At 74.6% G+C, this 25,521-nt stretch carries 22 protein-coding genes and 1 riboswitch; of the genes, 11 read left to right on the plus strand and 11 right to left on the minus strand.

What is annotated here, in order from left to right; translation table 11 throughout:
- Window positions 1-1,323, plus strand: coding sequence for a DUF58 domain-containing protein (locus tag AC067J_RS01515; RefSeq protein WP_478295920.1), 1,323 nt, complete (start codon window positions 1-3; stop codon window positions 1,321-1,323).
- A complete protein-coding gene (locus tag AC067J_RS01520; protein ID WP_478295921.1) occupies window positions 1,320-3,761 on the plus strand; it encodes a transglutaminase TgpA family protein in 2,442 nt (813 codons plus the stop codon). The genes AC067J_RS01515 and AC067J_RS01520 overlap by 4 nt, the downstream gene beginning before the upstream one ends.
- A gap of 140 nt (window positions 3,762-3,901) precedes the next feature.
- Here the strand turns inward: AC067J_RS01520 and AC067J_RS01525 are convergent, their stop codons facing one another.
- From AC067J_RS01525 to AC067J_RS01535, 3 genes are all read right to left on the minus strand, one after another.
- Entirely contained in the window at window positions 3,902-4,291 is a 390-nt protein-coding gene (locus AC067J_RS01525; protein ID WP_478295922.1) for a DUF3040 domain-containing protein, read from the minus strand.
- A 386-nt stretch (window positions 4,292-4,677) separates the two neighbouring features.
- On the minus strand, window positions 4,678-5,430 hold the full coding sequence (locus tag AC067J_RS01530) for a methyltransferase domain-containing protein (protein ID WP_478295923.1): 753 nt from the start codon (window positions 5,428-5,430) through the stop codon (window positions 4,678-4,680).
- An 80-nt stretch (window positions 5,431-5,510) separates the two neighbouring features.
- On the minus strand, window positions 5,511-6,077 hold the full coding sequence (locus tag AC067J_RS01535; RefSeq protein WP_478295924.1) for an SAV_6107 family HEPN domain-containing protein: 567 nt from the start codon (window positions 6,075-6,077) through the stop codon (window positions 5,511-5,513).
- 535 nt (window positions 6,078-6,612) lie between these two features.
- On the opposite strand from AC067J_RS01535, the gene AC067J_RS01540 reads away from it, so the two are divergent.
- The 3 genes from AC067J_RS01540 to AC067J_RS01550 all read left to right on the plus strand — a co-directional run bounded on the left by AC067J_RS01540 (window position 6,613) and on the right by AC067J_RS01550 (window position 12,230).
- Window positions 6,613-7,245: a DUF4126 domain-containing protein gene (locus tag AC067J_RS01540; RefSeq protein WP_478295925.1), complete on the plus strand. Its 633-nt coding sequence runs from the start codon at window positions 6,613-6,615 to the stop codon at window positions 7,243-7,245.
- A gap of 10 nt (window positions 7,246-7,255) precedes the next feature.
- Window positions 7,256-8,761 (plus strand): phytoene desaturase family protein, encoded by a 1,506-nt coding sequence (locus AC067J_RS01545; protein ID WP_478295926.1) that lies wholly within the window; start codon window positions 7,256-7,258, stop codon window positions 8,759-8,761.
- A gap of 148 nt (window positions 8,762-8,909) precedes the next feature.
- Window positions 8,910-12,230 carry a hypothetical protein gene (locus AC067J_RS01550; protein WP_478295927.1) on the plus strand — a complete coding sequence of 1,107 codons (3,321 nt, stop codon included), beginning with the start codon at window positions 8,910-8,912 and terminating at the stop codon, window positions 12,228-12,230.
- Between the two features lie 71 nt (window positions 12,231-12,301).
- On the opposite strand, the gene AC067J_RS01555 is transcribed toward AC067J_RS01550, so the two are convergent.
- Window positions 12,302-13,252, minus strand: a complete 951-nt coding sequence (locus tag AC067J_RS01555) for a hypothetical protein (RefSeq protein WP_478295928.1) — start codon at window positions 13,250-13,252, stop codon at window positions 12,302-12,304.
- A gap of 163 nt (window positions 13,253-13,415) precedes the next feature.
- Window positions 13,416-14,330, minus strand: coding sequence for a methylenetetrahydrofolate reductase [NAD(P)H] (gene metF, locus AC067J_RS01560; RefSeq protein WP_478295929.1), 915 nt, complete (start codon window positions 14,328-14,330; stop codon window positions 13,416-13,418).
- A gap of 184 nt (window positions 14,331-14,514) precedes the next feature.
- Between metF and AC067J_RS01565 the strand changes: the two genes are divergently transcribed.
- The gene (locus AC067J_RS01565; protein ID WP_478295930.1) at window positions 14,515-15,621 is read left to right on the plus strand and encodes a polyprenyl synthetase family protein; all 1,107 of its coding nucleotides are present in this window, start codon (window positions 14,515-14,517) and stop codon (window positions 15,619-15,621) included.
- A 30-nt stretch (window positions 15,622-15,651) separates the two neighbouring features.
- On the opposite strand, the gene thiE is transcribed toward AC067J_RS01565, so the two are convergent.
- Genes thiE through AC067J_RS01580 form a run of 3 tightly spaced genes read right to left on the minus strand, consistent with a single transcriptional unit; the run spans window position 15,652 to window position 17,952 of the window.
- Window positions 15,652-16,335 (minus strand): thiamine phosphate synthase, encoded by a 684-nt coding sequence (gene thiE / locus AC067J_RS01570; protein ID WP_478295931.1) that lies wholly within the window; start codon window positions 16,333-16,335, stop codon window positions 15,652-15,654.
- Window positions 16,335-16,700 carry an Rv2175c family DNA-binding protein gene (locus tag AC067J_RS01575; RefSeq protein ID WP_478295932.1) on the minus strand — a complete coding sequence of 122 codons (366 nt, stop codon included), beginning with the start codon at window positions 16,698-16,700 and terminating at the stop codon, window positions 16,335-16,337. The genes thiE and AC067J_RS01575 overlap by 1 nt, the downstream gene beginning before the upstream one ends.
- A gap of 52 nt (window positions 16,701-16,752) precedes the next feature.
- The gene (locus AC067J_RS01580; RefSeq protein ID WP_478296352.1) at window positions 16,753-17,952 is read right to left on the minus strand and encodes an NAD(P)/FAD-dependent oxidoreductase; all 1,200 of its coding nucleotides are present in this window, start codon (window positions 17,950-17,952) and stop codon (window positions 16,753-16,755) included.
- Between the two features lie 118 nt (window positions 17,953-18,070).
- Window positions 18,071-18,183, plus strand: a riboswitch (TPP riboswitch).
- Between the two features lie 3 nt (window positions 18,184-18,186).
- On the opposite strand from AC067J_RS01580, the gene thiO reads away from it, so the two are divergent.
- From thiO to pknB, 4 genes are all read left to right on the plus strand, one after another.
- Window positions 18,187-19,341, plus strand: a complete 1,155-nt coding sequence (gene thiO / locus AC067J_RS01585) for a glycine oxidase ThiO (protein WP_478295933.1) — start codon at window positions 18,187-18,189, stop codon at window positions 19,339-19,341.
- The gene (thiS, locus tag AC067J_RS01590; protein WP_478295934.1) at window positions 19,338-19,547 is read left to right on the plus strand and encodes a sulfur carrier protein ThiS; all 210 of its coding nucleotides are present in this window, start codon (window positions 19,338-19,340) and stop codon (window positions 19,545-19,547) included. The genes thiO and thiS overlap by 4 nt, the downstream gene beginning before the upstream one ends.
- A gap of 1 nt (window position 19,548) precedes the next feature.
- A complete protein-coding gene (locus tag AC067J_RS01595) occupies window positions 19,549-20,346 on the plus strand; it encodes a thiazole synthase (protein WP_478295935.1) in 798 nt (265 codons plus the stop codon).
- A gap of 118 nt (window positions 20,347-20,464) precedes the next feature.
- The gene (pknB, locus tag AC067J_RS01600) at window positions 20,465-22,219 is read left to right on the plus strand and encodes a Stk1 family PASTA domain-containing Ser/Thr kinase (RefSeq protein ID WP_478296353.1); all 1,755 of its coding nucleotides are present in this window, start codon (window positions 20,465-20,467) and stop codon (window positions 22,217-22,219) included.
- Window positions 22,220-22,253: 34 nt separating this feature from the next.
- Here the strand turns inward: pknB and AC067J_RS01605 are convergent, their stop codons facing one another.
- Window positions 22,254-22,883: a molybdopterin-dependent oxidoreductase gene (locus AC067J_RS01605; RefSeq protein ID WP_478295936.1), complete on the minus strand. Its 630-nt coding sequence runs from the start codon at window positions 22,881-22,883 to the stop codon at window positions 22,254-22,256.
- Window positions 22,884-23,104: 221 nt separating this feature from the next.
- On the opposite strand from AC067J_RS01605, the gene bfr reads away from it, so the two are divergent.
- On the plus strand, window positions 23,105-23,584 hold the full coding sequence (gene bfr, locus AC067J_RS01610) for a bacterioferritin (protein ID WP_376138674.1): 480 nt from the start codon (window positions 23,105-23,107) through the stop codon (window positions 23,582-23,584).
- An 8-nt stretch (window positions 23,585-23,592) separates the two neighbouring features.
- Here the strand turns inward: bfr and AC067J_RS01615 are convergent, their stop codons facing one another.
- A complete protein-coding gene (locus AC067J_RS01615) occupies window positions 23,593-23,868 on the minus strand; it encodes a (2Fe-2S)-binding protein (RefSeq protein ID WP_478295937.1) in 276 nt (91 codons plus the stop codon).
- Window positions 23,869-24,059: 191 nt separating this feature from the next.
- Window positions 24,060-25,412: a class II 3-deoxy-7-phosphoheptulonate synthase gene (locus tag AC067J_RS01620; RefSeq protein WP_478295938.1), complete on the minus strand. Its 1,353-nt coding sequence runs from the start codon at window positions 25,410-25,412 to the stop codon at window positions 24,060-24,062.
- Window positions 25,413-25,521 lie beyond the last annotated feature (109 nt).

Here is a 25,521-nt window from a genome sequence, read left to right on the forward strand (position 1 = left end):
GTGGGCCCGTCCGACGAACCGTCGGGCTTCCGCGCCGGACTGCGCGGCCTCACCACCCGGGGCCGCTCCTTCCTGGCCGCCGGGCTGACCGCGGTGGTCTGCTCGTACCTGCTCGACCAGGACGCACTGCTGCGCGTCGGCGTGCTGCTCGCCGCCCTGCCGCTGGCCGCCGCCCTGCTGCTGGCCAACACCCGCTACCGGGTGGCCAGCGGCCGCCGGCTCAGCCCGCGCCGCGCGGTGGCCGGCCAGGAGGCCCGGGTCCACCTGCGGGTCGACAACGTCTCCCGGGTCCCCACCGGCCTGCTGCTGCTGGAGGACAAGGTCCCGTACGTGCTCGGGCCGCGCCCGCGGTTCGTCCTGGACCGGGTCGAGCCGCGCGGCAACCGCGAGGTCTCCTACCGGGTCCGCTCCGACCTGCGGGGCCGCTACCCGCTCGGCCCGCTCCAGCTGCGGCTCTCCGACCCGTTCGGGATGTGCGAGCTGAACCGCTCGTTCTCCGCCTCCGACGTGCTCACCGTCGTCCCGCAGATCGTGCCGCTGCCGTACATCCGGCTCAGCGGCGAGTGGGCCGGACAGGGCGACAGCCACACCCGCGCCCTCGCGCTGGCCGGCGACGACGACGTCATCCTGCGCGAGTACCGGCCCGGCGACGACCTGCGCCGGGTGCACTGGAAGTCCACCGCCCGCTACGGCGAGCTGATGGTCCGCCGCGAGGAGCAGCCCCGCAAGGCCCGCGCCACCGTCCTGCTGGACACCCGCGAGACGGGCCACCGCGGCAGCGGCCCCGCCTCCTCCTTCGAATGGGCGGTCTCCTGCGCCGCCTCGGTCGCCGCCCACCTGCTGGAGCGCGGCTACCAGACCCGGCTGCTGACCGACACCGGCCTCGCCGTCCCCGGCAGCGGCACGGGCGGCGGCAACAACGCCGCCGACGCCTCCGGCCTGATCCTGGACGCCCTCGCGGTGGCCGACCTCTCCGACGGCGCCGGGCTCTCGCGCGCCGAGGAGCCGCTGCGGGCCGGCGGCGAGGGCCTGCTGGTCGCCGTCCTCGGCGACCTGGACGAGGAGCAGGCCGCCCGGCTGGCCCGGCTGCGCAGCCGCACCGGCGGCGCCGTGGTCTTCCTGCTCGACACCGGCACCTGGGCCGGCCTGCGCATGCTCGCCCCCGACACCGGCGGCGACGAGTTCCGCGACCGGGTGCTCCGCCTGCGCGAGGCCGGCTGGACGGTGCTGCCCGTCCGCGCCGGCGACTCCGTCCCCGAGCTGTGGCGGGCCGCCGACCGGGCCGAGGCGTCCTCCCCCTACCGAGAAGAGGCCGGCGCGTGACCACCCGGGCCAAACTGACCGCGTACTCGGCGCTGGCCACCGCCCTGGCCGCGCTCTGCCTGACCCCGCTGCTGACCACCAGGGGCTGGATCACCCACGCCTACCTGGTGGTCGCCGTGCTCGCCGCGGTCGGCGCGGGACTGCGGCGCACCCCCTTCTACCGCTGGACCGTCCCGCTCGGCCAGCTGGCCGTGCTCTTCGTCCTGCTGCTGCTCGGCTTCGCCGCCTCGGGCGCCTCCTGGGGCGGGATCGTCCCCGGCCCCGAGTCGGTGCGCGCCCTCGGCCGGGTGTTCGAGCAGGGCCTGGACGACGTCCGCGAGTACGCCATCCCCGCCCCGCCCAGCCCGGGCCTGCGACTGATCCTGGTCACCTCGATCGGCCTGATGGCCATCGCGGTGGACACCGTCGCGGTGACCTACCGGCGCTCGGCGCTGGCCGGGCTCCCGCTGCTGGCGCTCTACTCGGTCGGCAACGGCCTGGCCGGCGACCGGGGCAGCTGGCTCTGGTTCGCGGCCGCGGCCGCCGGCTACCTGGTCCTGCTGTTCGCCGAGGGCCAGGACCGGGTCTCCCGCTGGGGCCGGGTCTTCCGCGGCACCTCGCGCGGCACCGAGGGCGGTCTCGGCGGGCTCAGCCAGAGCGGGCGGCAGGTCGGCGTGGTGGCGCTCGCGATCGCCCTGCTGCTGCCGACCTTCCTGCCGCGCTGGAGCTTCGGCCTGGTGCACACCGGCAACAGCGCGGGCTCCGGCAGTCACGGCGGCGGGGGCGGGTTCAACAGCCTCGACCCGCTGGTCGCCCTCAACGACGCGCTCCCCGCGCCCCGCAACGTCGAGCTGTTCACCTACAAGACGGACAGCCCCGCGGCCGACAGCACCTACCTGCGCACCGGCTCGCTGGACGCCTTCGACGGCACCCGGTGGAAGCTCAGCTCCACCGACGCCACCGAGTTCAAGGGCACCCTGCCGCCCCCCGAGGGCCTGAGCGGGCGCGACCTCCCGGAGCTGAGGACCAGCGTCAGGATCGGCGAGCGGCTGGAGAACGCCTGGCTGCCGATGCCCTACCCGGCCCGGACGGTCTCCCTGCGCAACAACGGCGACTGGCAGCTCGACCCGCTCACCTCGGCCCTCCAGCCCACCCGGGACAAGGCGATCAAGGGGCTGAGCTACTCGGTCACCTCCCTGTACCTCGCGCCCACCGCCAACGAGCTGCGCAGCGTCCCGCCGGCGCCCGAACGGATCAGGGCCCAGTACCTCGACCTGCCGAGGGACCTGCCGCCGGTCGTCCGCCAGAAGGCCGCCACCGTCACCCAGAAGGCGAAGACCCCCTACGACAAGGCGGTCGCGCTGCAGGACTGGTTCACCGGCCCCGAGTTCACCTACGACGTCAAGACCAGGCCCGACAACGGCAGCGACGCGATGGCCGACTTCCTGGAACGGCGCCGGGGCTACTGCGTCCACTTCGCCTCCACCATGGCGGCGATGGCCCGCTCCCTGGGCATCCCCGCCCGGGTCGCGCTCGGTTTCACACCCGGCGACGTCAAGGCCGGCGACGTCTACTCGGTGACCGACTCGATGTACCACGCCTGGCCCGAGCTGTACTTCGAGGGCTTCGGCTGGATGCGCTTCGAGCCCACCCCGAGCCGCGGCGTGCAGCCCCAGTACACCGAGCCGGTCGTCGCCCCGACCAACGAGCCGACCGCGCAGCCGACCGTCGCCCCGCAGCCCAGCGCCTCGGTGCCGCTGCCGTCCGCCAACCCCGACTGCGACCCGAAGCAGCGCCGCATGGGCGACTGCGGTGACCAGGACAGGGCGGCCACCGGCGCCCAGGAGGACTCCCTGCTGCTCTCCGGGCGGAGCCTGGCCACCCTGGCCGCGGTCCTGGTGGTGCTCGCACTGCTGCTCACCCCGATGGTCTGGCGGGCGCTGCTGCGCCGGCGCCGGCTCGGGGCCGGCGGGCGGCGCCGCCCCGGCGGCGAGGGGCCCGCCGAGCTCACCGACGAACAGGTGCTGGCCGCCTGGGCCGAGCTGATCGACTCCGCGTGGGACCTCGGCATCCCGCCGGACGACTCGCGGACCCCGCGCTCCGCCGCCCGCCGGATCGCCGAGACCGCCGAGCTCGACGAGGTCTCGGCGGCAGCCGCCGGACGGGTGGCGCTGGCCACCGAGAAGGTGCTCTACGCCCGGACCGCGCAGGTCACCACGCCGCTCGCGACGGACGTCCGGACCGCCCGCGCCGGCCTGCGGGCCGGTGCCGGGCGGCGCGGGCGGACCAGGGCCCTGCTGCTCCCGGCGTCCTCGGCGCAGCTCTGGTGGCGCCTGTCGGACGCGGTGCTGGCGGCCCGGCTGACGACGCGCCGCCGGGTGGCGCGGGTGACCGCGGCGGTCACCGGGCCGGTGCGCCGGGTGCTGTCGCGGCGGAAGGGCGACCGGCCGGAGTCCTGACCCCGGTTCCCCCGGGCCCGGCAGCGGGCCCGGGGAAGCAGCGAGGGCGGGCAGTCGATCGACTGCCCGCCCTCGTCACGTTCGTCCGCCCGGTGTCCTGAGGGTCCGGCCTCGCCCTCCGTCCGCCCCGGACGACCGGCTCAGAAACCGCCGGTCTGCTCGTCGCGCCGGCGCTGCCAGCGCTGCTCGACCCGGTCCATCATGCCTGCCTTGCGGCGCGGGGCCGCGGCCGGCCCGGTGGCCTGGGCCTGCCCGGCGGGTCCTCGGCGCCAGCCCGTCACGGCGAAGACGGCACACCCCAGCATCACCAGGAACCCGACCACGCTGACCCAGATCTGGTCGGGTACGACCATGCCGCCCATCAGCAGGCCGATGCCCACCACGAAGCCACCGACGGCCAGGTAGACCCGTCGCCGGGTGTGGGTGCGCAGACCGGTTCCCTCAAGCGCCGACGCGAATTTGGGATCTTCGGCATACAGCGCTCGCTCCATCTGGTCGAGCAGTCGCTGCTCGTGCTCCGAGAGCGGCACGGAGTCCTCCTACTCGTCGGTCGCGGGTGCGACCGGTCCGCCGCCCCGGTCGGGGAGGCATGTCCAATCAGCCTTCAGAACACGCGGTCGGACGCCTGTGCGGAGGCCCGGGCCCGTGTCGTCCATATGCCCCGAGCATCCGGCTGTCATGCTTTCCGGCTTTACCCAGATCATACGGTCCACCGGCCGGTTCCGGAGTGGTCGACCACGCGTGGGCCGGGCCACTCGGGCGGCTCCCTGCCGCACTGTCCTCAACGCGACGGACGCCGGACAAGTGCCCGATCCGATGGAATGGGCCCGGACCTGGGGAGATCCGAAGGAGACGGGGAGGAGACGGCCCGGGGACGCGGCGGCGATGCGGGGGCGAACGGCGGCGGACGGGCCGGTCAGGCCAGGGTGGCCAGCAGGTGGAGCTGGGTCGCCACGGCGTGGAAGGCGGGCTGCCCGGCGGCGGCCTCCTCCAGCTTGAGCAGCGCCTCCAGCGCACCGGGCTCGGTGTCCACCAGGACTCCGGGCACCAGGTCGGCGAAGACCCGCACCCCGTGCACCGACTCCACCCGCAGGCCCGCCCCGACCGCCAGCCGGTCCAGTTCCTCACCGGTGAAGCGGCGCGGCATCGGGTCGCTCTCGCCCCACCGGCCGTCGTCGGCGGTCAGCACCGCACGGGCCTCCGCGAAGTGGCCGCCGAGGGCCCGGGCGAGCACCGCGCCGTTCCGGTTGGCGGCCAGCAGGCTCACGAAACCGCCCCGGCGCAGGGTGCCGGCCAGGCTGCCGAGCGCCTCGGCCGGGTCGTCCACGACCTCCAGCACGCCGTGGCAGAGCACCGCGTCGACACTGCCGGGCGTGACCAGCTCGGGGAGCGTCTGGGTGTCCCCCTGCACGGCGCGGACCAGGTCGGTCACGCCGGCCTCGGCGGCCCGGCGCTCCAGCGCGAACAGCGCGTCCGGGCTCGGGTCGACCACCGTCACGCGGTGGCCGAGCCGGGCCACCGGCACGGCGAAGTTGCCGGTGCCGCCGCCGGTGTCCACCACGTCCAGCACCGGCTGGTCCAGCTCGGCCGCCCGCTTCTCCAGGGCGGCCCGCACCACCTCCCACACCACGGCGGTACGCAGGGCACTGCGGGGACGCGTCGGGTACAAGGCGGGACTCCTTGGCACGTGCAGTTTCGATCAGGTTGCCTCCACCTTAGACCGCGCGGGCGACGCACCCGTGCCGCCGGTCACCCGGCGGCCTCCGGGTCGTCGGCGCCGTCCAGCGGCAGGCGCGGGGCGGGCGGGGCCGGGTGCAGGCCGAGCAGCCGCTCGACCAGACGGAGGAAGAGCGCGGAGTTGCGGATCAGGTCGTCGGCGTCCCGGGCCGAGGCGGCGCCCCGGATCCCGGCCTCGGCGGCGGCCCGGCGACGCGCGCCGGCCGCGAAGTACAACGCCCATTCGGCGAGTTCGGGCGCGACCTCGGGCAGCACCTCCCAGGCGCTGCGGATCGCCCGGCGGCGCCGGGGGCTCTTCTCGGGCCGGCCCCGCACCGCGAGGACCGCCGCGACGGTGCGCAGCGCCGCGAGGTGCGCGGCGGCGTACCGCTCCAGCGGGTCCTCCAGGGAGCGGGACCGCGCCAGGGTCCGGTGGGCGTCGGCGAGCAGGTCGAGGGCGGCGGGCGGGGCGGCGACCCGGCGCAGCACCGGGTGCACGTCGGCGCCGGCGGCCGGCCCGTGGGCGGGCCGGGGGGCGCCCGGTCGGTAGGCGGCGGAGTGGAGGCGGGCGGTGACGGGCTCAGGACGGCTGACGGTCATGGTCTCCCCCGTTCCGAGGCAGCGCGCGGACCGGGTGATCCGTGCTCCTCCATCGTGACCGGCACCACTGACAATCCGTCCGGAGCTCCGGCCGGCCCCCGGGTACCCGAAGCGCCGTCCCCCACGGACGGCGCTTCGGACGCCCCGGTTTCCCCCGTTCCCCCCGGTTCCCCCGTTCCCCCTCCGGTGCGCCGGTCCCCCCTGGCCCGCTCCGCCGCCCCGTGCCGGCGGTGCGCGGCCTCAGACCGGCTCCGGTGCGGACGTCGGCGGCGTCAGCCGGTCCCCCGTGACCGGCGGACGACGCCCGTCCGCAGCTCCGGGGCGGGGCGCCCGACGCGCCGCCGTCCCGGTGCCACCACTCTCCCGTCTCCGCAGGTCGCAGGCCATCCGCGCAGCTACTCAACCCGGTACCTGAGTATCCGTACTCAGACGGTCAGGGCGGGAACCGCCGGTGGGAACCGTGCGCCCCGCGGGCGGCGTCCCGGTACGGTACGGCGAGCCGGGCCGATCCCGGCGGGCATGCGAGGAGGAACGGATGACGATCATCCCGCTGATCTTCACCAGCGGGCTGGCGAGCGGGATCAACGCGTACGCGGTGGTGCTGCTGCTCGGCCTGCTCGGCCGGTTCGCCGGAGCCGACTCGGTACCGCCCGCGCTGGAGCGCACCGACGTGCTGGTCGCGGCGGGCGTGCTGTTCCTGCTGGAGGCCGTCGCCGACAAGATCCCGTACGTGGACAGCCTCTGGGACGTCGCCCACACCGCGATCCGGCCGGTCGCGGGCGCCACCGTCGGCGCGCTGATCGCCTCCACCGACCCGGGCTCGCTGAGCGAGGTCGCGGCGGGCGCGATGGGCGGCACCACGGCGCTGGTCAGCCACCTGGTGAAGGCCTCGCTGCGGATGGCGGTGAACACCTCGCCCGAGCCGGCCAGCAACATCGCGGTCTCGCTGGCCGAGGACGTGTCGGTGGCCGGGCTGGTCACGCTGGCGATCTTCCACCCGTGGCTGGCCGCCTCGATCGCCGCCGTCCTGCTGCTGGTCGGCCTGCTGCTGGTCTGGTTCGCGGTCAACCGGATCCGGGCCTTCCGGGCCCGGCGGCGGGAACGGAAGGCCGCCCGCGCCGCCGCTCCCGGAAGCCCGGTGGAAAGCGAGCCGGTCCGGCGCGCCTAGGATTCGGACCATGGCACGGATCGTCATCATCGGCGCAGGTATGAGCGGGCTCGCGGCGGCTTCCCGGCTGGCGACCCTCGGGCACCGGGTGACGGTCTGCGAGGCGCGCGACACGTACGGCGGGATGGTCGGCCGGTACGAGCGCGACGGCTTCGCCTTCGACACCGGTCCCGGTCTGCTCACCCTCCCCGCCGTCTACCGCGACCTCGCGCTGAAGACCGGGCGGGAGCCGCTGGAGGAACTGGTCGAGCTGGCCCCGGTCGACCCGGAGAGCCGCCACCTGTTCGCCGACGGCACCGCCCTGTCGCTGCCCAACGCCTCCCGAGGCGGCGTGGTCCAGGCCCTCGACGAGGCCTTCGGCCCGGGCGCCGGCGAACGCTGGGCGGCGGTGCTCAACCACGGCCGCACGGTCTGGGAGGCCACCCGCCGCCCACTGCTGGAGGAGCCGCTCCCCGCCGACGCCCGGCCGCTGCACACCGACCCGTACCCGGTGCCGGGGGCCGAGCGGCGCGGGCTGTTCGGCCGGCGGCGCGGCCCCCGGCAGTGGACGCTCACGGACGTCGCCGCCGAGCAGCTCGGCGGGCACCCGGCACTGACCGCCCTGCTGCACGAGCACGCGCTGCGCTTCGGCCTCGACCCGCGCACCGCTCCCGCCGGGGCCACCGTGCTGCCGTACATGGAGCAGTCCTTCGGCGTCTGGTACGTCCGGGGCGGCCTGCGCGCGCTGGCCGACGCGTTCCACCGGCGGTGCGAGCAGCGCAAGGTGGAGTTCCGCTTCGGGACGCCGGTCGCCAAGGTGGAGACCCGGGACGGCCGGGTCTGCGGCGTGCAGACCAAGGGCGACCGGATCGACGCCGACCTGGTGGTCTCCTCGATCGACACCCGGGTGCTGCACACCCAGTGGATGGGCCCGGCCGAGTCCTCGGACGACTGGCCCGCCTCGGCGGGGCGGCTGCACGGCGTGCCCGGGCGGGTCAGTGTGCTGCTCGCCCTGCGCGGTGCGCGTCCGGCCGGCACCGTGCACCGCACGGTGGTGCACGCCGGCGACCCGGCCGCCGAGCTGGCCGGCGTCTTCGACCCGGCGGCGCCGCTGTCCGAGCGCCCGACCGTCCAGGTGCTGCGGCCGGACGACCCGTCCCTGCACCCGGAGGGCCACGAGAGCGTCGTGCTCACCGCGACCACCCCCTCGCTGGACTTCGACTGGTGGTCGCCCGGCATCGCCGACGCCTTCGCCGACCGGATGCTGGACCAGGCCGACGCGGCCGGGCTCGGCCTGCGCGAGCGGCTGCTCTGGCGGGTGGTGCGCACCCCCGAGCACACCGAGCGCGACGCCGGTTCCTTCTTCGGCTCCGTCCCGCCGCCCGCCCTGGCCGGCGTGGGCGGGGACCTGCTCCAGGCCCCGAACGAGGACTTCCCCGGCCTCTACCTCACCGGCGGCGCCGCCCACCCCGGCGGCGGTCTGGCCCGCGTCGGCATGTCCGCCTGCATCGTGGCCAACCTCATCGGCCCCGCCTGACGGTCCCGCCCGGCCCGGGACCCGCCGTGGGCGCCGGACCCACCGCCTGCGCGGGACCACCGGACCCGCATGATCCACCGGGTCCACCGGGTCCGCGGGGTCCGCGGGGTCCCTGCGGAGTGTCACACCCCGGCCCTAGGCTCTCACCATGGGTGACAACGACAGTGGGCAGCGTCCGCCGATCCTCCCGGACGTGGCCGGGCGGCTCCCCGAGGACGCCCGGAACACCGCGCCGCAGACCCGCGCCCGGTTCGAGTACCAGGACGAGTGCATCGCCCTGATGGTCCTCGACCACCTGGGCGACGGCCTGGCCGGCGTACTGATCGAGCACTCGACGGACGTGATCCTGCTACCGGTCGAGGGCCTGCCCGAGCTGGTCTCGATCAAGCACCGGGAGCCGCACCACTCCGCCGACGCCGGGTGGACGTGGAGCGCCCTCAAGGCGGACCGGGTGCTGAGCGACCTGTACGCCGTCTGGACGGAGTCGGGCCGCGCCTGCACCACGGCGTTCCTGAGCAACGCCGGCATGAGCGGCCCGGCGCAGCAGCTGTGGAAGGCCTGCCACGGCGGGGACGCGGAGGCCACGCGGAGCGCCGTCGACCGGCTGTCCCGCGACCTCGGCGTCGACCGCGGGGCCGCCCAGGAGTTCCTCTCCCACTTCTCGCTCCCGCGCCACCCGCTGCCCCGCCGGAACGAGATCTCCGACGTCGGCGTGCGGCGGACGGCCGGGTACCTGGAGGCCAACGGCCGCGACCCGCGCCACGCCGCCGAGTGCTACGAGGCGCTGGTCCACCGGATCCGGGAGGCGGGCACGGAGGTGCCCGAGTCCCGGTCGGCGCGGCGGCGCCGGATCGCGGCCACGGTCCGGGAGCGGTCCGCCGCCGAGGCCGCGCGGTCCAGGGCGGACCGCCACCTCGGTGCGGACGAGCTGCGCGCGGTGCTGCTGCAGCGGGCCGATGCCCTCGGCTGCCCGGCGACTCCCGGCCACGACCCCTCGCGCTGGGTGCCGGACCCGCTGTTCACCGGCCGTGAGCGGGAGCTGCGCGAACTGTCGGCCCTCCTCCGGCCGGGCTCGGTCGACCCGGTGGCGCCGGTCGTCGTCCACGGCATCTCCGGCTCGGGGAAGACCAGCCTCGCGGTGCAGTTCGCGGCGCTCCCGTCCGGGAGGCGGCTGACGCCCTTCGTCATCGACGGCAGTACCCGCGCCAGCGTCATGGCCGGCCTGGAGCACCTCGCCCGCGACACGGACGCCGGGCCCCGCCCGCCCGGGATCGAAACCCTCCGCGGCCCGGTGGCGGCGCGGCTGCCCGGCACGTCGGCCACCCTCCTGATCATCGACGGCGTCACCGACCCGGACGCCGTCCGGGGCATCGTCCCCCGTCTCGACGCCTGCCGCGTGATCATCACCAGCACCGTCAACCGCCTCGACGAGGGCTACCGGCACCTCCCCCTGGGCGTGTGGAGCCGCGCCGAGTCGAGGGAGTTCCTCGACCGGAGCCTCGACGCCCTCGCGGAGGCCGAGGCCGAGGCGCTGGCCGAGGCCCTCGGGGACCACCCGCTGGCCCTGGCGCAGGCCGTCAACTACTGCCACACGGTCGGCATCGGCGTGCCCGACTACCTCGCCCGCCTCGACCGCGACGCGGTCGGGGTCCTGGAGATGGGGCAGGTGAGCGGCCACCCCGTCCCGGTGGCCCGGACCGTGCGGCTCGCCTGCGACGCCGTCCGCGACATCGACCCACTGGCCGTGCGGCTGCTCGACCTGATGGCCTACCTGGGGAGCGAGGCGCTCCGCGCGGACCTCCTGGACTCCTCCCCGGTCCGCCCGTTCGTCACCGCGACCAGGGCCACCGAGACCGAGTACCGCACCCGCTTCCTCCGCCGCCGCAGGACGGACACGACGCTCGAATGGGGCGGCGTGGTCGACGACGAGACCGGCTCCCTGGCCAGGGTCGAGCTGTCCGACCCGCTGCGGCGGGACGCCGCCGTCGCCACCCTGGCGTCCTACGGGCTCATGACCGTCGAGCAGGGGCACATCAGCGTGCACTCGCTCGTCCAGCGCGTCGTCCGGGCCGGGCACGAGGACGGTCTGACGTGGGTGGAGACGGCCGTCGGCCTGTGCGTCGGCATCGTCCACGACGACGCGAAGCACCACCACCGGGGCTTCCACTCCGTCGTCGGCCACGCCCAGAGCGCGCTCCGCCACGCCGTCGAGGCGGGCTTCGACGGCCCGGCGGTCGTGGCGCTGGCGGCCCGGCTCGCCCAGCAGCTCACCGGTCTCGGGGACGAGCACGAGGCCCTCGCGCTCGCCCGGACGGTGTACGAGCTGACCGACGACGCCTACCGGCAGGGGATGACCGGGCCGAGGCCGCTCTTCGACGCACTGGTCGGCTGCGCCCGCGCGCTGGCGCTCACCGGCGACATGGACGGTGCCGTGTCCGAGATCGAGGCTGCCATCGCGCTGGTCACGCCGTCGGGCCAGGTGTCGGCGATCAGCCACGCCTACGCCCACCTCGGCCTGATCGCGCACGACTTCGCCCGCACCGACCTCGCGGAGACCGCCCTCGCCCACCTCCCCGACCCGCGGCGGCCCGATCCGGCCTACCTGGGTGCGCCGCGAGAGGCCCTGTTCTTCGCCACGCACGTCCGGACCAGGCTGCTGCACCAGTTCGGGCGGATCGACGAGGCCCGGGAGCTGAACGCCTGGGCGATCCGGCAGGCCGACGCGCTCGGTTCGGCGGACGGGTCCACCTGGGACATGGCCTTCCGCACGGACGCGTCCCTGATGGCCAGGGCGACGAACGACCCCGACACCCGGGCGGAACACTCGCACCACGTGCTCCGGGTCCTGGCCGACGAGCACCCGGACCGGCGCGACCGCCTGTACGTCGAGTCCCTGCTCGGCACCGCCGACGCGGAGCTCGACCGGGAGTGCCCCGAGAACGCGGCACCGCTGCTGGGCGCCGCCGAGGAGATCGTCCTGGACCGGTTCGGCGAGCAGAGCGATCTGCACACGTCCCTGCTGGCCCTTCGCGGGCGCTGCCGGATGCTGGCCGCCGGTCCCCTGGACGACGACGCCGCGCTGGAGGAGGCGCGGGACGACCTGGTGGCGGCCGTCGCACGGCTTCGGCAGGCGACCTCACCGGTGCGCACGGAGCTGCCCGCCGCGCTGGTCAACCTCTCCCGGGTCCACACCTGGCTCGGCGACGAGGCGGCCGCCCTCGCCGCCGCCGGCGAGGCGCTCCGTCTGGACGAGGAGTGGTACGGGCCCGACCACCCGGAGACGGAGACCGACCGGCAGGTCCTCGCGCTGATCCCGGTGGAGGCCCGGCTCCACCGGCTGATGAGGGCCCAGGGGGGAGAGCCGCTCGTCATGGTCCCGGAGTTCCTCCGGCCGTTCGTGGAGCAGGCGGCGGAGCGGGCCGCGGCGGAGCACCGGGACGCCCGGAGCGCGCCGCCGAGCGGGAGCTGATCCCGGGCCGCCGCACCGGCCGCCGCTGGACCGGCCGCCGCTGCCCACCGCCCCGGCCTACGCCCGGGGGGTCAGCCCTGCTGCTGCCAGGTGGGCTGCTGCTGGTAGCCGTACTGGTCGTACTGCGGCTGCTGCGGGATGCCCTGGCCGAGGTTCTGGTCGGGGTGGGGCTGCTGCTGGTGGTGGTCCAGGTGCTGCTGCTCGGGCTGGGGCTGCCACTGCTGCTGGTCGTAGCCGTACTGGGCGGGCTGGGGCTGCTGCTGCTGGTAGCCCGCGTACGGGTCCGGCTGCTGGAGGCCCTGCTGCTGGTAGCCGCCGTACGGGTCCGGCTGCGGCACGGCCTGCTGCTGGTAGCCGCCGTACCCCTGGTCGTACGAGAAGGCGGGCTGCTGCTGGGTCTGCCACTGCTGCTGGGCGTTCTGGTCCCAGGCCGCCTGCTGCTGCCCGGGGTCGTACCCGGCCTGGTAGGCCTCGGCGTACGGGTCCGGCTGGGGAACGGCCTGGAGCATCTCGGTCTGCTGCTGCTCGTAGTAGGCGGAGGCGTAGACGCCGTCCCCGGCCAGCTCCTGCATCTCGAAGGCGGCGGTCTGCTCGACGGCCGGCACGTCCTCGGCCACCGGGGCGGGCTCCGGGGCCTCCTCCACGACACCGACCTCGCCGACCCGCTCCGCCGCGACCACGGCGGCCACGGCCACCGCGCCGCCGCCGGTCAGCGCACCGAGCAGCGGCACCTTGGCGAGCGGGCCGGGCAGGCCGCCGTCGGCCGTGCGGAGCGACCAGCCGCCCGCGTACCCGCGCTTGACCGAGAGGGTGACGAAGGTCTGGCCGACCGCGAACATCGCCGCGCCCGCGCCGATCACCGGGACGGACCCGACGACCATCCCGCAGGCGACCCCGAGGAAGCCGGCGAGCGCCAGGCCGCGCCAGTGCAGCGGGGCCCGGTTCTGCAGCAGCAGCTCGGCGACCAGCCAGAGCGCCACCACCGCCAACGCGGCGTACAGCAGCAGGTATCCGATCCCCATCCCGCCCGCTACCTCCAGTCGCGTGCCGCGCGCGCCGCGCGTGTGCGGCGACTGTACCGGTTCAACGGCCCGGGTACCGCATCGCGTTCCCGTTCCGCGGGCACGGCTCCCGACCACCTCCGGCCGGGCCGCGAACGGGCCGCGGGCAGGATTGCGGCGCAGCTCAGCGCCGGTGCAGGCCGAGGTTCTGGTAGATCTCCAGGGTCGCCGGCGAGTGGTTCAGCGTGATGAAGTGCAGCCCGGGGGCGCCCTCCGCCAGCAGCCGCTCGGACATCGCGGTGGCGTGCTCCATGCCGACCTCGCGAAGCGCCGCCGGGTCGTCGATCACCGCGCGCAGCCGGGCCTCCAGGTCGGCCGGGAAGGCCGAACCGCTCAGCTGGGGGAACCGCTCCAGCTGCTTGGCGTTGGTGACCGGCATGATCTCCGGGATGATCGGCGCGTCGCAGCCGGCGGCCGCCACCCGGTCGCGCAGCCGCAGGTAGTCGTCGACCTCGAAGAACATCTGGGTGATCGCGTAGTCCGCCCCGGAGCGGATCTTCGCCACGAAGTGCCGGATGTCCTCGTCCCAGTCGGTCGACCGCGGGTGCATGTTCGGCGAGGCCGCCACGCCGACGCAGAAGTCGCCGATGCCCTTGATCAGCTCGACCAGCTCGTACGCGTAGGTGACGCCCTGCGGGTGGCTGACCCACTCGCCCATCGGGTCGCCGGGCGGGTCGCCGCGCACCGCGAGGACGTTCCGCACGCCCTGGTCGGCGTACTGGCCGATGATGTTGCGCAGCTCGGCGACCGAGTGGTCGACGGCGGTCAGGTGGGCGACCGGGGTCAGCGTGGTCTCGGTGGCGATCCGGCCGACCATGTTGACGGTGCGCTCGCGGGAGGAGCCGCCCGCGCCGTACGTCATGCAGACGAAGTTGGGGTCGAGCGGTTCGAGCCGTCGGATGGCGTCCCAGAGCTTCTGCTCGCCGACCTCGGTGCGCGGTGGCATGAACTCGAAGGAGAAGGACCGCTTGCCGGCTGCCAGGAGCTCGCGGACCGTCAGCGCGCGGTCCGGTCTGGTGGAAGCGATACCTAGTGCCATGTTGGCAGGTTATCCGCCGGATGAAGGGCTCGGACAACTCGGTTCCAGATTTTGAGACAACGGATGGACGGCATTCCGCTTCCGAACGAACCCCGTTCACCCGGGCGGCCGAGGCTCGTCCGTACAGCTGTTCCCGCCCGCCCGGATACCCTGGCTGCACCCCAGCGACCTCCGGAGCCCCATCGTGACCTCGTCCAGCCCGCGGCCGGCCAACCCCATTGACGTGGAGGACGTGCGCGAGCGTGTCAACGCCGCCCTCGCCGGCTTCATGGACGGCCAGTCGGCCCTGCTCGGCAAGATCTCGCCGCAGCTGGGGCCGGTCGCCGACGCCCTCCGCGACTTCCTGCTCGACGGCGGCAAGCGGCTGCGCCCGGCCTTCTGCTACTGGGGCTGGCGCGGCGCCGGCGGCCCGGCGGCGAGCACCGGGATCGACCGGGCGGCGGCCGCCCTGGAGCTGCTCCAGGCCAGCGCGCTGGTCCACGACGACCTGATGGACCGCAGCGACACCCGGCGCGGCCTGCCCTCGGTGCACCGCCGCTTCGAGGCGCTGCACCGCGAGCACGGCTGGCGCGGCGACCGCGAGCAGTACGGCGCCTCGGCGGCGGTGCTGCTCGGCGACCTGCTGCTGATCTGGTGCGACGAGCTGTTCCTGCACTCGGGCCTGGAGCCGGCCGCGGTGCTGGCCGCCAAGCCGATGTTCGACCTGATGCGCACCGAGGTGATGGTCGGCCAGTACCTGGACGTCCTGGAGCCGGTCGCCGGGGACTCCACCGACGAGGGCGCGCTGGACCGGGCGCAGACCGTGCTGCACTACAAGTCGGCCAAGTACACGATCGAGCGGCCGCTGCAGGTCGGCGCGCTGCTGGCGGGCGCCCCGCCGGAGCTGGTCGAGGCGTACGGGGCGTTCGGCCTGCCGCTGGGCGAGGCCTTCCAGCTGCGGGACGACCTGCTCGGCGTCTTCGGCGACCCGGCGGTCACCGGAAAGCCGGCCGGGGACGACCTGCGCGAGGGCAAGCGGACGCTGCTGGTCGCGCACGCCATGCGGGGGCTGCCGGCGGCGGACGCCCGGCACCTGGACGAGCGGCTGGGCGCGCCGGACCTCGTCCCGGCGGAGGTCGCCGAGCTGCGCGCCCTGGTGGCCCGCTCCGGCGCGCCGGAGGCGGTGGAGGCCCGGATCGAGGAGCTGATGCGGCAGTCGCTGGCCGCGCTGGCGGCGGCGCCGCTGGCGGACGAGCGGGCCCGTACGACGCTGCTGGCGCTGGCGGAGGCCGCCACCGTCCGCAAGTACTGACCGCGGACGGCGGCGGGCCGGACGGCCGGTCTAGGACACGCCCCGGCCGGCCGGACCGGCCGGTTCGACCTCACGCAGCCGGCGGGCGAACTCGGCGGCCGCGGCCTGCGGGTCGTCCGCCCCGGTGATGGCACGGACCACCACGACCCGGCGCGCACCGGCGGCCAGCACCTCGTCCAGGTTGCCCAGGTCGATGCCGCCGATGGCGAACCAGGGCCGGTCGGTGGGCTGCTTGGCCGCGTACGAGACCAGGCCGAGGCCCGGCGCGTGCCGACCCGGCTTGGTCGGGGTCGGCCAGACCGGACCGGTGCAGAAGTAGTCCACGCCGGGCTCGGCGATCGCCGCGTCCACCTCGGACTCCGCGTGGCAGGACCGACCGATCAGCACGTCCCCGCCGAGGATCGCGCGGGCCGCCGGCACCGGCAGGTCGTCCTGCCCGAGGTGCAGCACGTCCGGGCCGGCCGCGTGGGCGACGTCGGCGCGGTCGTTGACGGCGAGCAGCCTGCCGTGCCGCCGGCAGGCGTCCGCGAAGACCTCCAGCGCCGCCAGCTCCTGCTTCGCCTCCAGGCCCTTGTCCCGCAGCTGGACGATGTCCACCCCGCCGGCCAGCGCCGCGTCGAGGAACTGCGCGAGGTCGCCCTGCTCGCGGCGGGCGTCGGTGCACAGGTAGAGCCGGGCGTCGGCGAGCCGCCGGCGCGGGGTGTCGGCCGCCATCAGATCAGCATCGCCTGGGCGCGGCGCTTGACCTCGGTGCCGCGGTTCTCCCGCAGCGCCTGGATCGGGCTGCCGGGCAGCGACGGGTCCTCGGTGAAGAGCCACTCCAGGATCTCCACGTCGTTGTACCCGCAGTCGCGCAGCACGGTCAGCGTGCCGGACAGGTGCTTGACCAGCCCGGCGCCGTCGATGAACGCGGCCGGCACCTGCAGCGACTTGTTCGGGCCGCGCCGGACGGCGATCAGGCCGCCGCTCTTGACCAGGTCGCGCACCTCGGTGACCCGGACCCCCCACTGCTCCGAGATGTCGGGCAGGTACATCCACTCGGTGACCAGGGCTTCAATCTTGCTTTCGATCTCACTCACGTCACCAGACTGCCACCTCCGCAGCCCGCCGCGCACCAATCGGCCCCGCGGGCTACCCCGCGACGGCCGACTTCAGCGGTACCGCCGGGTCGGCGGCGAGGGCCCGGTCCAGCACCGCGCCGCGCTCGACCAGCCGCCGGCCCTGGGCCAGGTCGCGCGGGCGGTCGACGGCGAGCAGCGCGCGCAGGGCGCCGTCACGCAGCCAGAGCACCGACCAGTCCGGCCCGTCCGGGGAGCCGCGCCACAGCAGTTCGTCGCCCTCGCCGTGCCGTCCGGCGTACTGCGCCATCCTGCCGAACTGCTCGGACCAGAAGTACTGCACCGGATCGTACGGCGGAGCGTCCGTGCCGAGCACCGAGGCGGCGGCGGCCGCGGCGGACTGCAGCGCGTGGTCCCAGTGCTGGACGGCCAGCCGGACGCCGGAGCGCGCCGAGGGGTAGCTGACGCAGTCGCCCGCCGCGAAGACCCCGGGCAGGGCGGTGCGCAGCCGCTCGTCCACCAGGACGGCGCCGGCCGCGTCCAGCTCCACGCCGGTACCGGCCAGCCAGCCGGTCGCCGGGCGGGCCCCGACGCCGACCACCACCTCGTCGGCCTGCAGGTGCGTGCCGTCCGCCAGCAGTACGGCGCCCGGTTCGACGGCGGCGACGCCCACACCGCAGCGCAGCTCGACCCCGGCTTCGGCGTACCAGCCGGCCATCACCCGGCCGATCTCGGTGGGCAGCGCTCCGGGGACGGGGGCGGGGCCCGCCTCGACGACGGTCACCTCGCAGCCGGCGGCACGGGCGGCGGTGGCGACCTCGGCCCCGATCCAGCCCGCGCCGACCAGCACCAGCCGCAGGCCCGGGCGGAGCAGGGCGCGCAGGGCGAGCGCGTCGTCGAGGGTGTGCAGCAGGTGGGCCCGCTCGGCGCCGGGAAGGGCGCGCGGTTCGGCGCCGGTCGCGATCACCAGCGAGCCGTAGGGCAGGTCACCGGCGTCGGTGTGCAGCACGCCGGGGGTGAGGCCGGTGGCCCGGCGGCCGGTGAGCAGTTCGACGTCCAGCTGCCCGAAGTCGAGGTCGAGGGTGGTGGCGTCGGCCTTGCCGAGGAGCACGTCCTTGGAGAGCGGCGGCCGGTCGTACGGCGCGTGCGGCTCGGCGCCGACCAGCACGATCCGCCCCTGCCAGCCGTCGCGCCGCAGTACCAGGGCGCACTGCGCCCCCGCCAGCCCCGCGCCGACCACGACCACCTGGTCCGTCCGGTCCGCCCCGCTCATGTCCGCCACGCCGTCACTGTACCCAGCCCGCTCCGGGGGCCTCCGACGGCCCGGGCCCGGGCGCCCGTCCGCCCCTCGTACGCGCCTTCAGCGGCCGCACCCACCGGAGTTAAGGTGGGGGCACCATCACGGGAGCCCGGCGTACCGGGCTGAGAGGCGGGCTGGAACGGCCTGCGACCGTCCGAACCTGATCCGGGTCATACCGGCGAAGGGAGAGCAGCGACTTTGACACGCTTGGCGAAAGGCGCCCATGCCGACGTGCTGGTGATCGGCGGCGGCGTCATCGGTCTGGTGGTCGCCTGGCGGGCGGCCCAGCGCGGGCTGCGGGTCGTCGTGGCCGACCCGGCGCCCGGGGGCGGCGCCGTACAGGTCGCGGCGGGGATGCTCGCCCCGGTCACCGAACTCCAGTACGGCGAGGAGCCGCTGCTGCGGCTCGGCATGGCGTCCAACGAGCGCTACGCGGCCTTCACCGCCGAACTCACCGAGGCCAGCGGCGGCCACGACACCGGCTACCGGCGGTGCGGCACGATCGCCGTCGCCCTGGACTCCGACGACCGCGCGGAACTGCGCGAGCTGCACGCCTTCCACCAGCGGCTCGGCCTGGACTCGCAGTGGCTCACCGGCCGCGAGGCCCGGCGGCTGGAGCCGATGCTCGCCCCCGGCGTCCGCGGCGGCCTGCACGTCACCGACGACCACCAGGTGGACGGCCGCCGGCTCTCCGGAGCCCTGGTCCTCGCCTGCGAACGCGCCGGCGTCCTCCTGCACCGTGCCGCGGCCGCCGGGCTGCTGGTCGAGCACGACCGCGCCGTCGGCGCCCGGCTGTCCACCGGCGAGACCGTCACCGCCGACCAGGTCGTCCTCGCCGCCGGCTCCCGCAGCCACCTGCTGCCCGGGCTGCCGGCGGGCGTGCTGCCGGCGATCCGCCCGGTCAAGGGCCAGGTCCTGCGGCTGCTGGTCCCCGAGGCGTACCGGCCGTTCCTCTCCCGCAACGTCCGCGCGGTGGTCCGCGGGCAGCACGTCTACCTGGTGCCCCGGGAGAACGGCGAGCTGGTGATCGGCGCCACCAGCGAGGAGCAGGGGTACGACACCACCGTCACCGCCGGCGGCGTGTACGAGCTGCTCCGCGACGCCCACGAGCTGGTCCCGGGGCTCACCGAGCTGCCGCTGACCGAGACCGCCGCGGGCCTGCGCCCGGGCTCGCCCGACAACGCGCCGCTGCTCGGCCCGACCGCGCTGCCCGGCCTGGTCGCCGCCACCGGCCACTACCGCAACGGGGTGCTGCTCACCCCGGTCACCGGCGACCTGCTCGCCGAGTACCTGGCCACCGGCGTGACGCCGGACCTCGCCGAGCCGTTCTCCCCCACCCGCTTCACGAAGGTCCCCGCATGAGCGACATCACCCTGCACGTCAACGGCGAGCCCCGGACGGTCCCCGCCGCGACCACCCTCGCCGAGGTGGTGGCCACCCTCAGCCAGGCCCACTCCGGCGTCGCCGCCGCGCTGAACGAGACCGTGGTGCCGCGCACCGACTGGCCGCGCACGGGGCTCTCCACCGGCGACCGGATCGAGATCCTCACCGCAGTCCAGGGAGGCTGACATGGCCGACGACACCTTCTCCATCGCCGGCACCGCCTTCGGCTCGCGCCTGATCATGGGCACCGGCGGCGCCCCCAGCCTGGAGGTCCTGGAGCAGGCGCTGCGGGTCTCCGGGACGGAGCTGACCACGGTGGCGATGCGCCGGGTCAACGCCGCCACCCAGGGCTCGGTCCTCGACGTGCTCACCCGCAACGGCATCCGCGTACTGCCCAACACGGCGGGCTGCTTCACCGCCGGGGAGGCCGTGCTGACGGCCCGGCTGGCGCGCGAGGCGCTCGGCACCGACTGGGTGAAGCTGGAGGTGATCGCCGACGAGCGGACCCTCCTGCCGGACCCGATCGAGCTGCTGGACGCCGCCGAGACCCTCGTCGACGACGGCTTCACCGTCCTGCCGTACACCAACGACGACCCGGTGCTGGCGCGGAAGCTGGAGGACGTCGGCTGCGCGGCGATCATGCCGCTCGGCTCGCCGATCGGCTCCGGCCTGGGCATCCGCAACCCGCACAACTTCCAGCTGATCGTGGAGAGCGCGAGCGTCCCGGTGATCCTGGACGCCGGCGCCGGCACCGCCTCGGACGTGGCGCTGGCGATGGAGCTGGGCTGCGCCGCCGTGATGCTCGCCTCCGCCGTCACCCGCGCGCAGGACCCGGTACTGATGGCCGACGCGATGCGGCACGCCGCCGAGGCGGGCCGGCTGGCCTACCGGGCCGGCCGGATCCCGCGCCGCTTCCACGCCGAGGCCTCCTCGGCGATGGCCGGCCGGGCCGAGCTGGACACCCGCGAGCACCCGGCTTTCTGACCCGGCGTCCGGTGCCCGACTGCCGCCGGGCGGTGTCACGAACCGGGCACAGACCGGCCCCCGGAACGGTGTCCCCGGGGGCCGGTCGTCGGGCCGGGACTAGACTCGCCGGGTGGACATGGCACTGCGCGACCCCCTGATCGGTACCCTGCTCGACGGCCGGTACCGGGTCGAGCGGCGCATCGCGGCCGGCGGGATGTCCACCGTCTACCAGGGCACCGACACCCGGCTCGACCGGGTCGTGGCGCTCAAGGTGATGCACCCCACGCTCGCCGGGGACACCGCCTTCACCACCCGGTTCATCCGCGAGGCCAAGGCCGTCGCCCGGCTCGCCCACCCGAACGTGGTCAACGTCTTCGACCAGGGCGCGGACGGCGGAAACGTTTTCCTCGCCATGGAGTACGTCCCCGGCGGCACCCTGCGCGACCTGCTGCGCGACCGCGGCGCGCTCTCCATCCGGGCCGCGCTGGACATCCTGGAGCCGGTCCTCGCCGCGCTCGGCGCCGCCCACCGGGCGGGCCTGGTCCACCGCGACGTCAAGCCCGAGAACGTGCTGATCACCGACGGGGGCCTGGTCAAGGTCGCCGACTTCGGCCTGGTCCGGGTGCTGAACGCCGCCGACGGCGCGTCCACCGCCGCGACCGCCGGCACCGTGCTCGGCACCGTCTCCTACCTGGCGCCGGAGCAGATCCGCCCGGGCGCCGAGACCGACCAGCGGGTGGACGTCTACGCGGCGGGCATCCTGCTGTACGAGATGCTCACCGGCCACCGCCCGCACACCGGCGAGAACCCCGTCCAGGTCATGTACCGCCATCTGCACGAGGACGTTCCGGCGCCCTCCGCCAGCGTGCCCGGCGTCGTCCCCGAGCTGGACGCGATAGTGGCCGGCGCCTGCGCCCGCGACCGCGCGGCCCGCCCGTACGACGCGGTCGAGCTGCTCGCCGCCCTCCAGCGGGTCCGCCGCGGGCTCACTCCCGCGCAGCTGGACGCCGAGCCGCCCGCCTCCACCCGGCCCAGCCCGCAGTTCCCGACCGGCGAGCCCACCTCGGTGATCGCCCCCGCCCTCCCGGTCGAGCGGACCAGCGTGCTGGACGTGCCGCCGGAGGTGATGGAGCAGCTGCTCGCCGAGCCGCGCCCGTACGACGAGCCGCCGCCGGTCCGCACCCGCCGGGGGTCCGGTCGGCTGCGCCGCCTCCCCCGGAGGCCGCTGGTCTGGACGGCCGTCCTGGCCGCCCTGGTGCTGCTGGTCGGCGGCACCACGTACGCGCTCTCCGGCGCGCTCTACGGCACGGTGCCGGGCGTGCTCGGCAAGGACCGGGCCGAGGCGCAGCGGCTCCTGGACGGCGCCGGGATGCACGGCCGGTTCACCGAGGTGTACAGCGAGGCCGTCCCGGCCGGTCGGGTGATCTCCACCGATCCGGGGGCCGGCGCGCGGGTCCGCAAGAGCGACACCCTGACGGTGACGGTCTCGCGGGGGCCGAAGCGGATCGCGGTGCCGGAGCTGGTGGGCCGGACGTCCGCACAGGCCGCTTCGGCGCTGGCCGGGGCGCAGCTGGCCGCGGGCACGGTGACCGAGACGCACAGCGACACCGTCCCGGAGGGTTCGGTGATCAGCAGTTCACCGGCTGCCGGGCAGCAGGTGGCGGAGAACACCCCGGTCGCGCTGGTGGTCAGCAAGGGCATGGTGGCCGTCCCGGACGTGACCGGGATGTCGAAGGAGGCCGCCGAGAAGGCGCTCCAGGCCGCCGGGTTCACCATGCAGAGCAGCGGGGTCAACCTGTTCGGCTCCGGCAAGGCCTCCGGTCAGTCGCCGGCCGCCGGGGAGCGCCGCCCCCAGCGCAGCGTGGTGACGGTCAACTTCCCGTTCCTGTAGCCGCGGCCGGACGGCCGCCGGCCGGCGCAGCGGGTCAGCGCAGCGGCCCGTCGCCCGGTTCCTCCTGGTGGGAGTAGCGCTGCTCCCGCCAGGGGTCGGCCAGGTTGTGGTAGCCGCGCTCCTCCCAGAAGCCGCGCCGGTCGGCCCGCATGTACTCGACGGCGCGGACCCATTTGGGCCCCTTCCAGGCGTACCGGCCGGGGACGACCAGCCGGACGGGGAACCCGTGTTCGGCGGTGAGCGCCTCGCCGTTGCGGTGGGTGGCGAGGATCGTCGCCGGGTCGGCGAAGTCGGCGAGCCGCAGGTTGGCGCTGTAGCCGTACTCGGCCCAGACCATGACGTGGCTGACGCCCTCGGCCGGCGGTGCCAGCTCCAGCAGGACGGAGGCCGACACGCCCGTCCAGTCGCTGTCGAGCACGGAGAACTTGGTGACGCAGTGCAGGTCGGCGCGGACGGTGGTGCGGGGCAGCGCGTTGAACCCGTCGAAGTCCCAGCTGTGCTTCTCCGCCGAGGCGGTCGCGCCGAACACCTGGAGCTCCCAGGTCAGCGGCTTGAAGCGGGGTACCGGCCCGTAGTGCAGGGCGGGCCAGCCGCTGCGGGCGCGCTGGCCCGGTGGGAGCCTCGGGTCAGACGGCGGCGGCGGTTCTTGTTCGGACTGACCCATGGATCCATGGTGACAGACGGCGGACGGCGGACGGCGCGCGCCCCTTTCCGTGCTCGTGCGCCCCGCTCGTACGGGCCAGTGGGCAACCAAATCGGATATTCCGACACATGTCCTAGTGAGTGTGAACTTACTGGAATTTCTTCCCATCGCGGTGCCAGGATGCGTGCAGCCGGAGGGTACGGCCGAGGATTCCGGACGCACAGCAGCAGGAAGGCAGCGCCATGAAGGGCGACGCAGAAGTCATCGAGTTCCTCAACGAGCAGCTCACCGCCGAGCTGACCGCAATCAACCAGTACTTTCTGCACGCCAAGATGCAGGAGAACTTCGGCTGGACGAAGCTCGCGAAGTACACCCGTCACGAGTCCTTCGACGAGATGAAGCACGCCGAGGTGCTCACCGACCGGATCCTCTTCCTGGACGGCCTGCCCAACTACCAGCGGCTCTTCCACGTCCGGATCGGCCAGACGGTCAAGGAGATGTTCGAGGCCGACCGCCAGGTCGAGGTCGAGGCGATCGACCGGCTGAAGCGCGGGATCGTGGTGATGCGGGCCAAGAACGACGTCACCTCGGCCAACATCTTCGAGTCCATCCTGGAGGACGAGGAGCACCACATCGACTACCTCGACACCCAGCTCGAACTGCTGGAGAAGCTCGGGGAGGCGCTCTACCTCGCCCAGCTGATCGAGCAGCCGGAGTCCTGAGCCCCGGCTCAGGCCGCGCGCAGCGGCGCCACCGGGCCCACCGGGGCGGCCTCGGACGCGTCGGGGGCCTCCGGATCGGCCAGCCCCAGCTTGGCGGCGAGCCGGGCGGTCGGGCAGGGGCGCGCCCCGTGCTCGCCCAGCAGGGCCTGGATCCGTCGGACGCAGGAGCCGCAGTCGGTGCCCGCCTTGCAGCCCTTGGCGATCTGGCGGGGCGTGCTGGCGCCCCCGTCGATCTCCTTCTTCACCTGGGCCTCGGTGACCGCATGGCACATGCACACGTACATCGCGGTCTCTCCCGGTGGGTGAAGCGGAATGGATCTTGACTAAGGCATGCCTTAGCTCACTAAGCCTCACCTTACCCGGCGATCCGGGTGCGAAAAAGCCCCTCCGGGTTCGGGAATCCCGAATCCGGAGGGGCCTTCGTCACATCACCCGCCCGCTCGCCGTGCGACGGCCCGGGCGGACCGGCGGACGGTCAGTTGCCGCCGCGGTACATCTCGGCCACCAGGAACGCCAGGTCCAGCGACTGGCTGCGGTTGAGCCGCGGGTCGCAGGCCGTCTCGTAGCGCTGGTGCAGGTCGTCGACCAGCACCTCGTCGCCGCCGCCGACGCACTCGGTGACGTCGTCGCCGGTCAGCTCCACGTGGATGCCGCCCGGGTGGGTGCCGAGCGCGCGGTGCACCTCGAAGAAGCCCTTGACCTCGTCGAGCACGTCGTCGAAGCGGCGGGTCTTGTGACCGCTGGACGCCTCGAAGGTGTTGCCGTGCATCGGGTCGCAGATCCAGACCGGCTGGGCGCCGGAGGCCGTGACCTTCTCCACCAGGGCGGGCAGGTGGTCGCGGACCTTGCCCGCACCCATCCGGGTGATGAAGGTGAGCCGGCCGGGCTCGCGCTCCGGGTCGAGCCGCTCGATCAGGGTGAGCGCCTCGTCGACCGTGGTGGTCGGGCCGAGCTTCACGCCGATCGGGTTGCGGACCTTCGAGGCGAACTCGATGTGCGCGTGGTCCAGCTGGCGGGTCCGCTCGCCGATCCAGACCATGTGGCCGGACACGTCGTACAGATCACCGGTGCGGGAGTCCACCCGGGTCATCGCGGTCTCGTAGTCGAGGACCAGCGCCTCGTGCGAGGAGTAGAACTCGACGGTCTTGAACTCCTCCGGCGCCACGCCGCAGGCGTTCATGAAGGCCAGCGCGTTGTCGATCTCGCGGGCCAGCTGCTCGTAGCGCTGGCCGGCCGGCGAGTTGCGCACGAAGTCCTGGTTCCAGGCGTGCACCTGGCGCAGGTCGGCGTAGCCACCGGTGGTGAAGGCGCGCACCAGGTTGAGCGTCGCCGCGGAGGCGTTGTACATCCGCTTCAGGCGCTCCGGGTCCGGGATCCGGGACTCCGGCGTGAACTCGAAGCCGTTCACCGAGTCGCCGCGGTAGACCGGCAGGGTCACGCCGTCGCGGGTCTCGGTCGACTTGGAGCGCGGCTTGGAGTACTGGCCGGCGATCCGGCCGACCTTCACCACCGGGACGGAGGCCGCGTACGTCAGCACGGCCGCCATCTGGAGCAGCGTCTTGAGCTTGTTGCGGATGTGCTCGGCCGAGACGCCGTCGAAGGCCTCGGCACAGTCGCCGCCCTGCAGCAGGAACGCCTCGCCGCGGGCCACGGCACCGAGCCGGGCGCGCAGCTGGTCGCACTCGCCGGCGAAGACGAGCGGCGGATACGAGGCGAGCTCGGCAAGGGTCTTGCGCAGAGCCTCTTGGTCCGGCCATTCAGGCTGCTGCGCCGCGGGCAGGGACTGCCAGGAGTGGCCAATCCGGGATGTCTCAGTCGTCACGGTCACACGGCAAGGCTACGTGGTACGGCGACCGTTTTGTGACCACCGCCCGATGGGTGAGACGTCCGGCGGACAAATTCCCGGTGTTCCTCCCCACCCGGCCGCCCGCCCCATC

It is taken from the genome of Kitasatospora sp. NPDC042419 (genome assembly GCF_056437345.1).

Coding starts and splice junctions, on each gene's coding strand:
- AC067J_RS01580 (WP_478296352.1), bottom strand. CDS start 17,952: ATGAGCGGGGCGGACCGGACGGACCAGGTGGTCGTGGTCGGCGCGGGG.
- AC067J_RS01555 (WP_478295928.1), bottom strand. CDS start 13,252: ATGGGGATCGGATACCTGCTGCTGTACGCCGCGTTGGCGGTGGTGGCG.
- AC067J_RS01550 (WP_478295927.1), top strand. CDS start 8,910: ATGGGTGACAACGACAGTGGGCAGCGTCCGCCGATCCTCCCGGACGTG.
- metF (WP_478295929.1), bottom strand. CDS start 14,330: ATGGCACTAGGTATCGCTTCCACCAGACCGGACCGCGCGCTGACGGTC.
- thiE (WP_478295931.1), bottom strand. CDS start 16,335: ATGGCGGCCGACACCCCGCGCCGGCGGCTCGCCGACGCCCGGCTCTAC.
- AC067J_RS01595 (WP_478295935.1), top strand. CDS start 19,549: ATGGCCGACGACACCTTCTCCATCGCCGGCACCGCCTTCGGCTCGCGC.
- bfr (WP_376138674.1), top strand. CDS start 23,105: ATGAAGGGCGACGCAGAAGTCATCGAGTTCCTCAACGAGCAGCTCACC.
- pknB (WP_478296353.1), top strand. CDS start 20,465: ATGGCACTGCGCGACCCCCTGATCGGTACCCTGCTCGACGGCCGGTAC.
- AC067J_RS01535 (WP_478295924.1), bottom strand. CDS start 6,077: ATGACCGTCAGCCGTCCTGAGCCCGTCACCGCCCGCCTCCACTCCGCC.
- AC067J_RS01605 (WP_478295936.1), bottom strand. CDS start 22,883: ATGGGTCAGTCCGAACAAGAACCGCCGCCGCCGTCTGACCCGAGGCTC.
- thiS (WP_478295934.1), top strand. CDS start 19,338: ATGAGCGACATCACCCTGCACGTCAACGGCGAGCCCCGGACGGTCCCC.
- AC067J_RS01540 (WP_478295925.1), top strand. CDS start 6,613: ATGACGATCATCCCGCTGATCTTCACCAGCGGGCTGGCGAGCGGGATC.
- AC067J_RS01545 (WP_478295926.1), top strand. CDS start 7,256: ATGGCACGGATCGTCATCATCGGCGCAGGTATGAGCGGGCTCGCGGCG.
- AC067J_RS01615 (WP_478295937.1), bottom strand. CDS start 23,868: ATGTACGTGTGCATGTGCCATGCGGTCACCGAGGCCCAGGTGAAGAAG.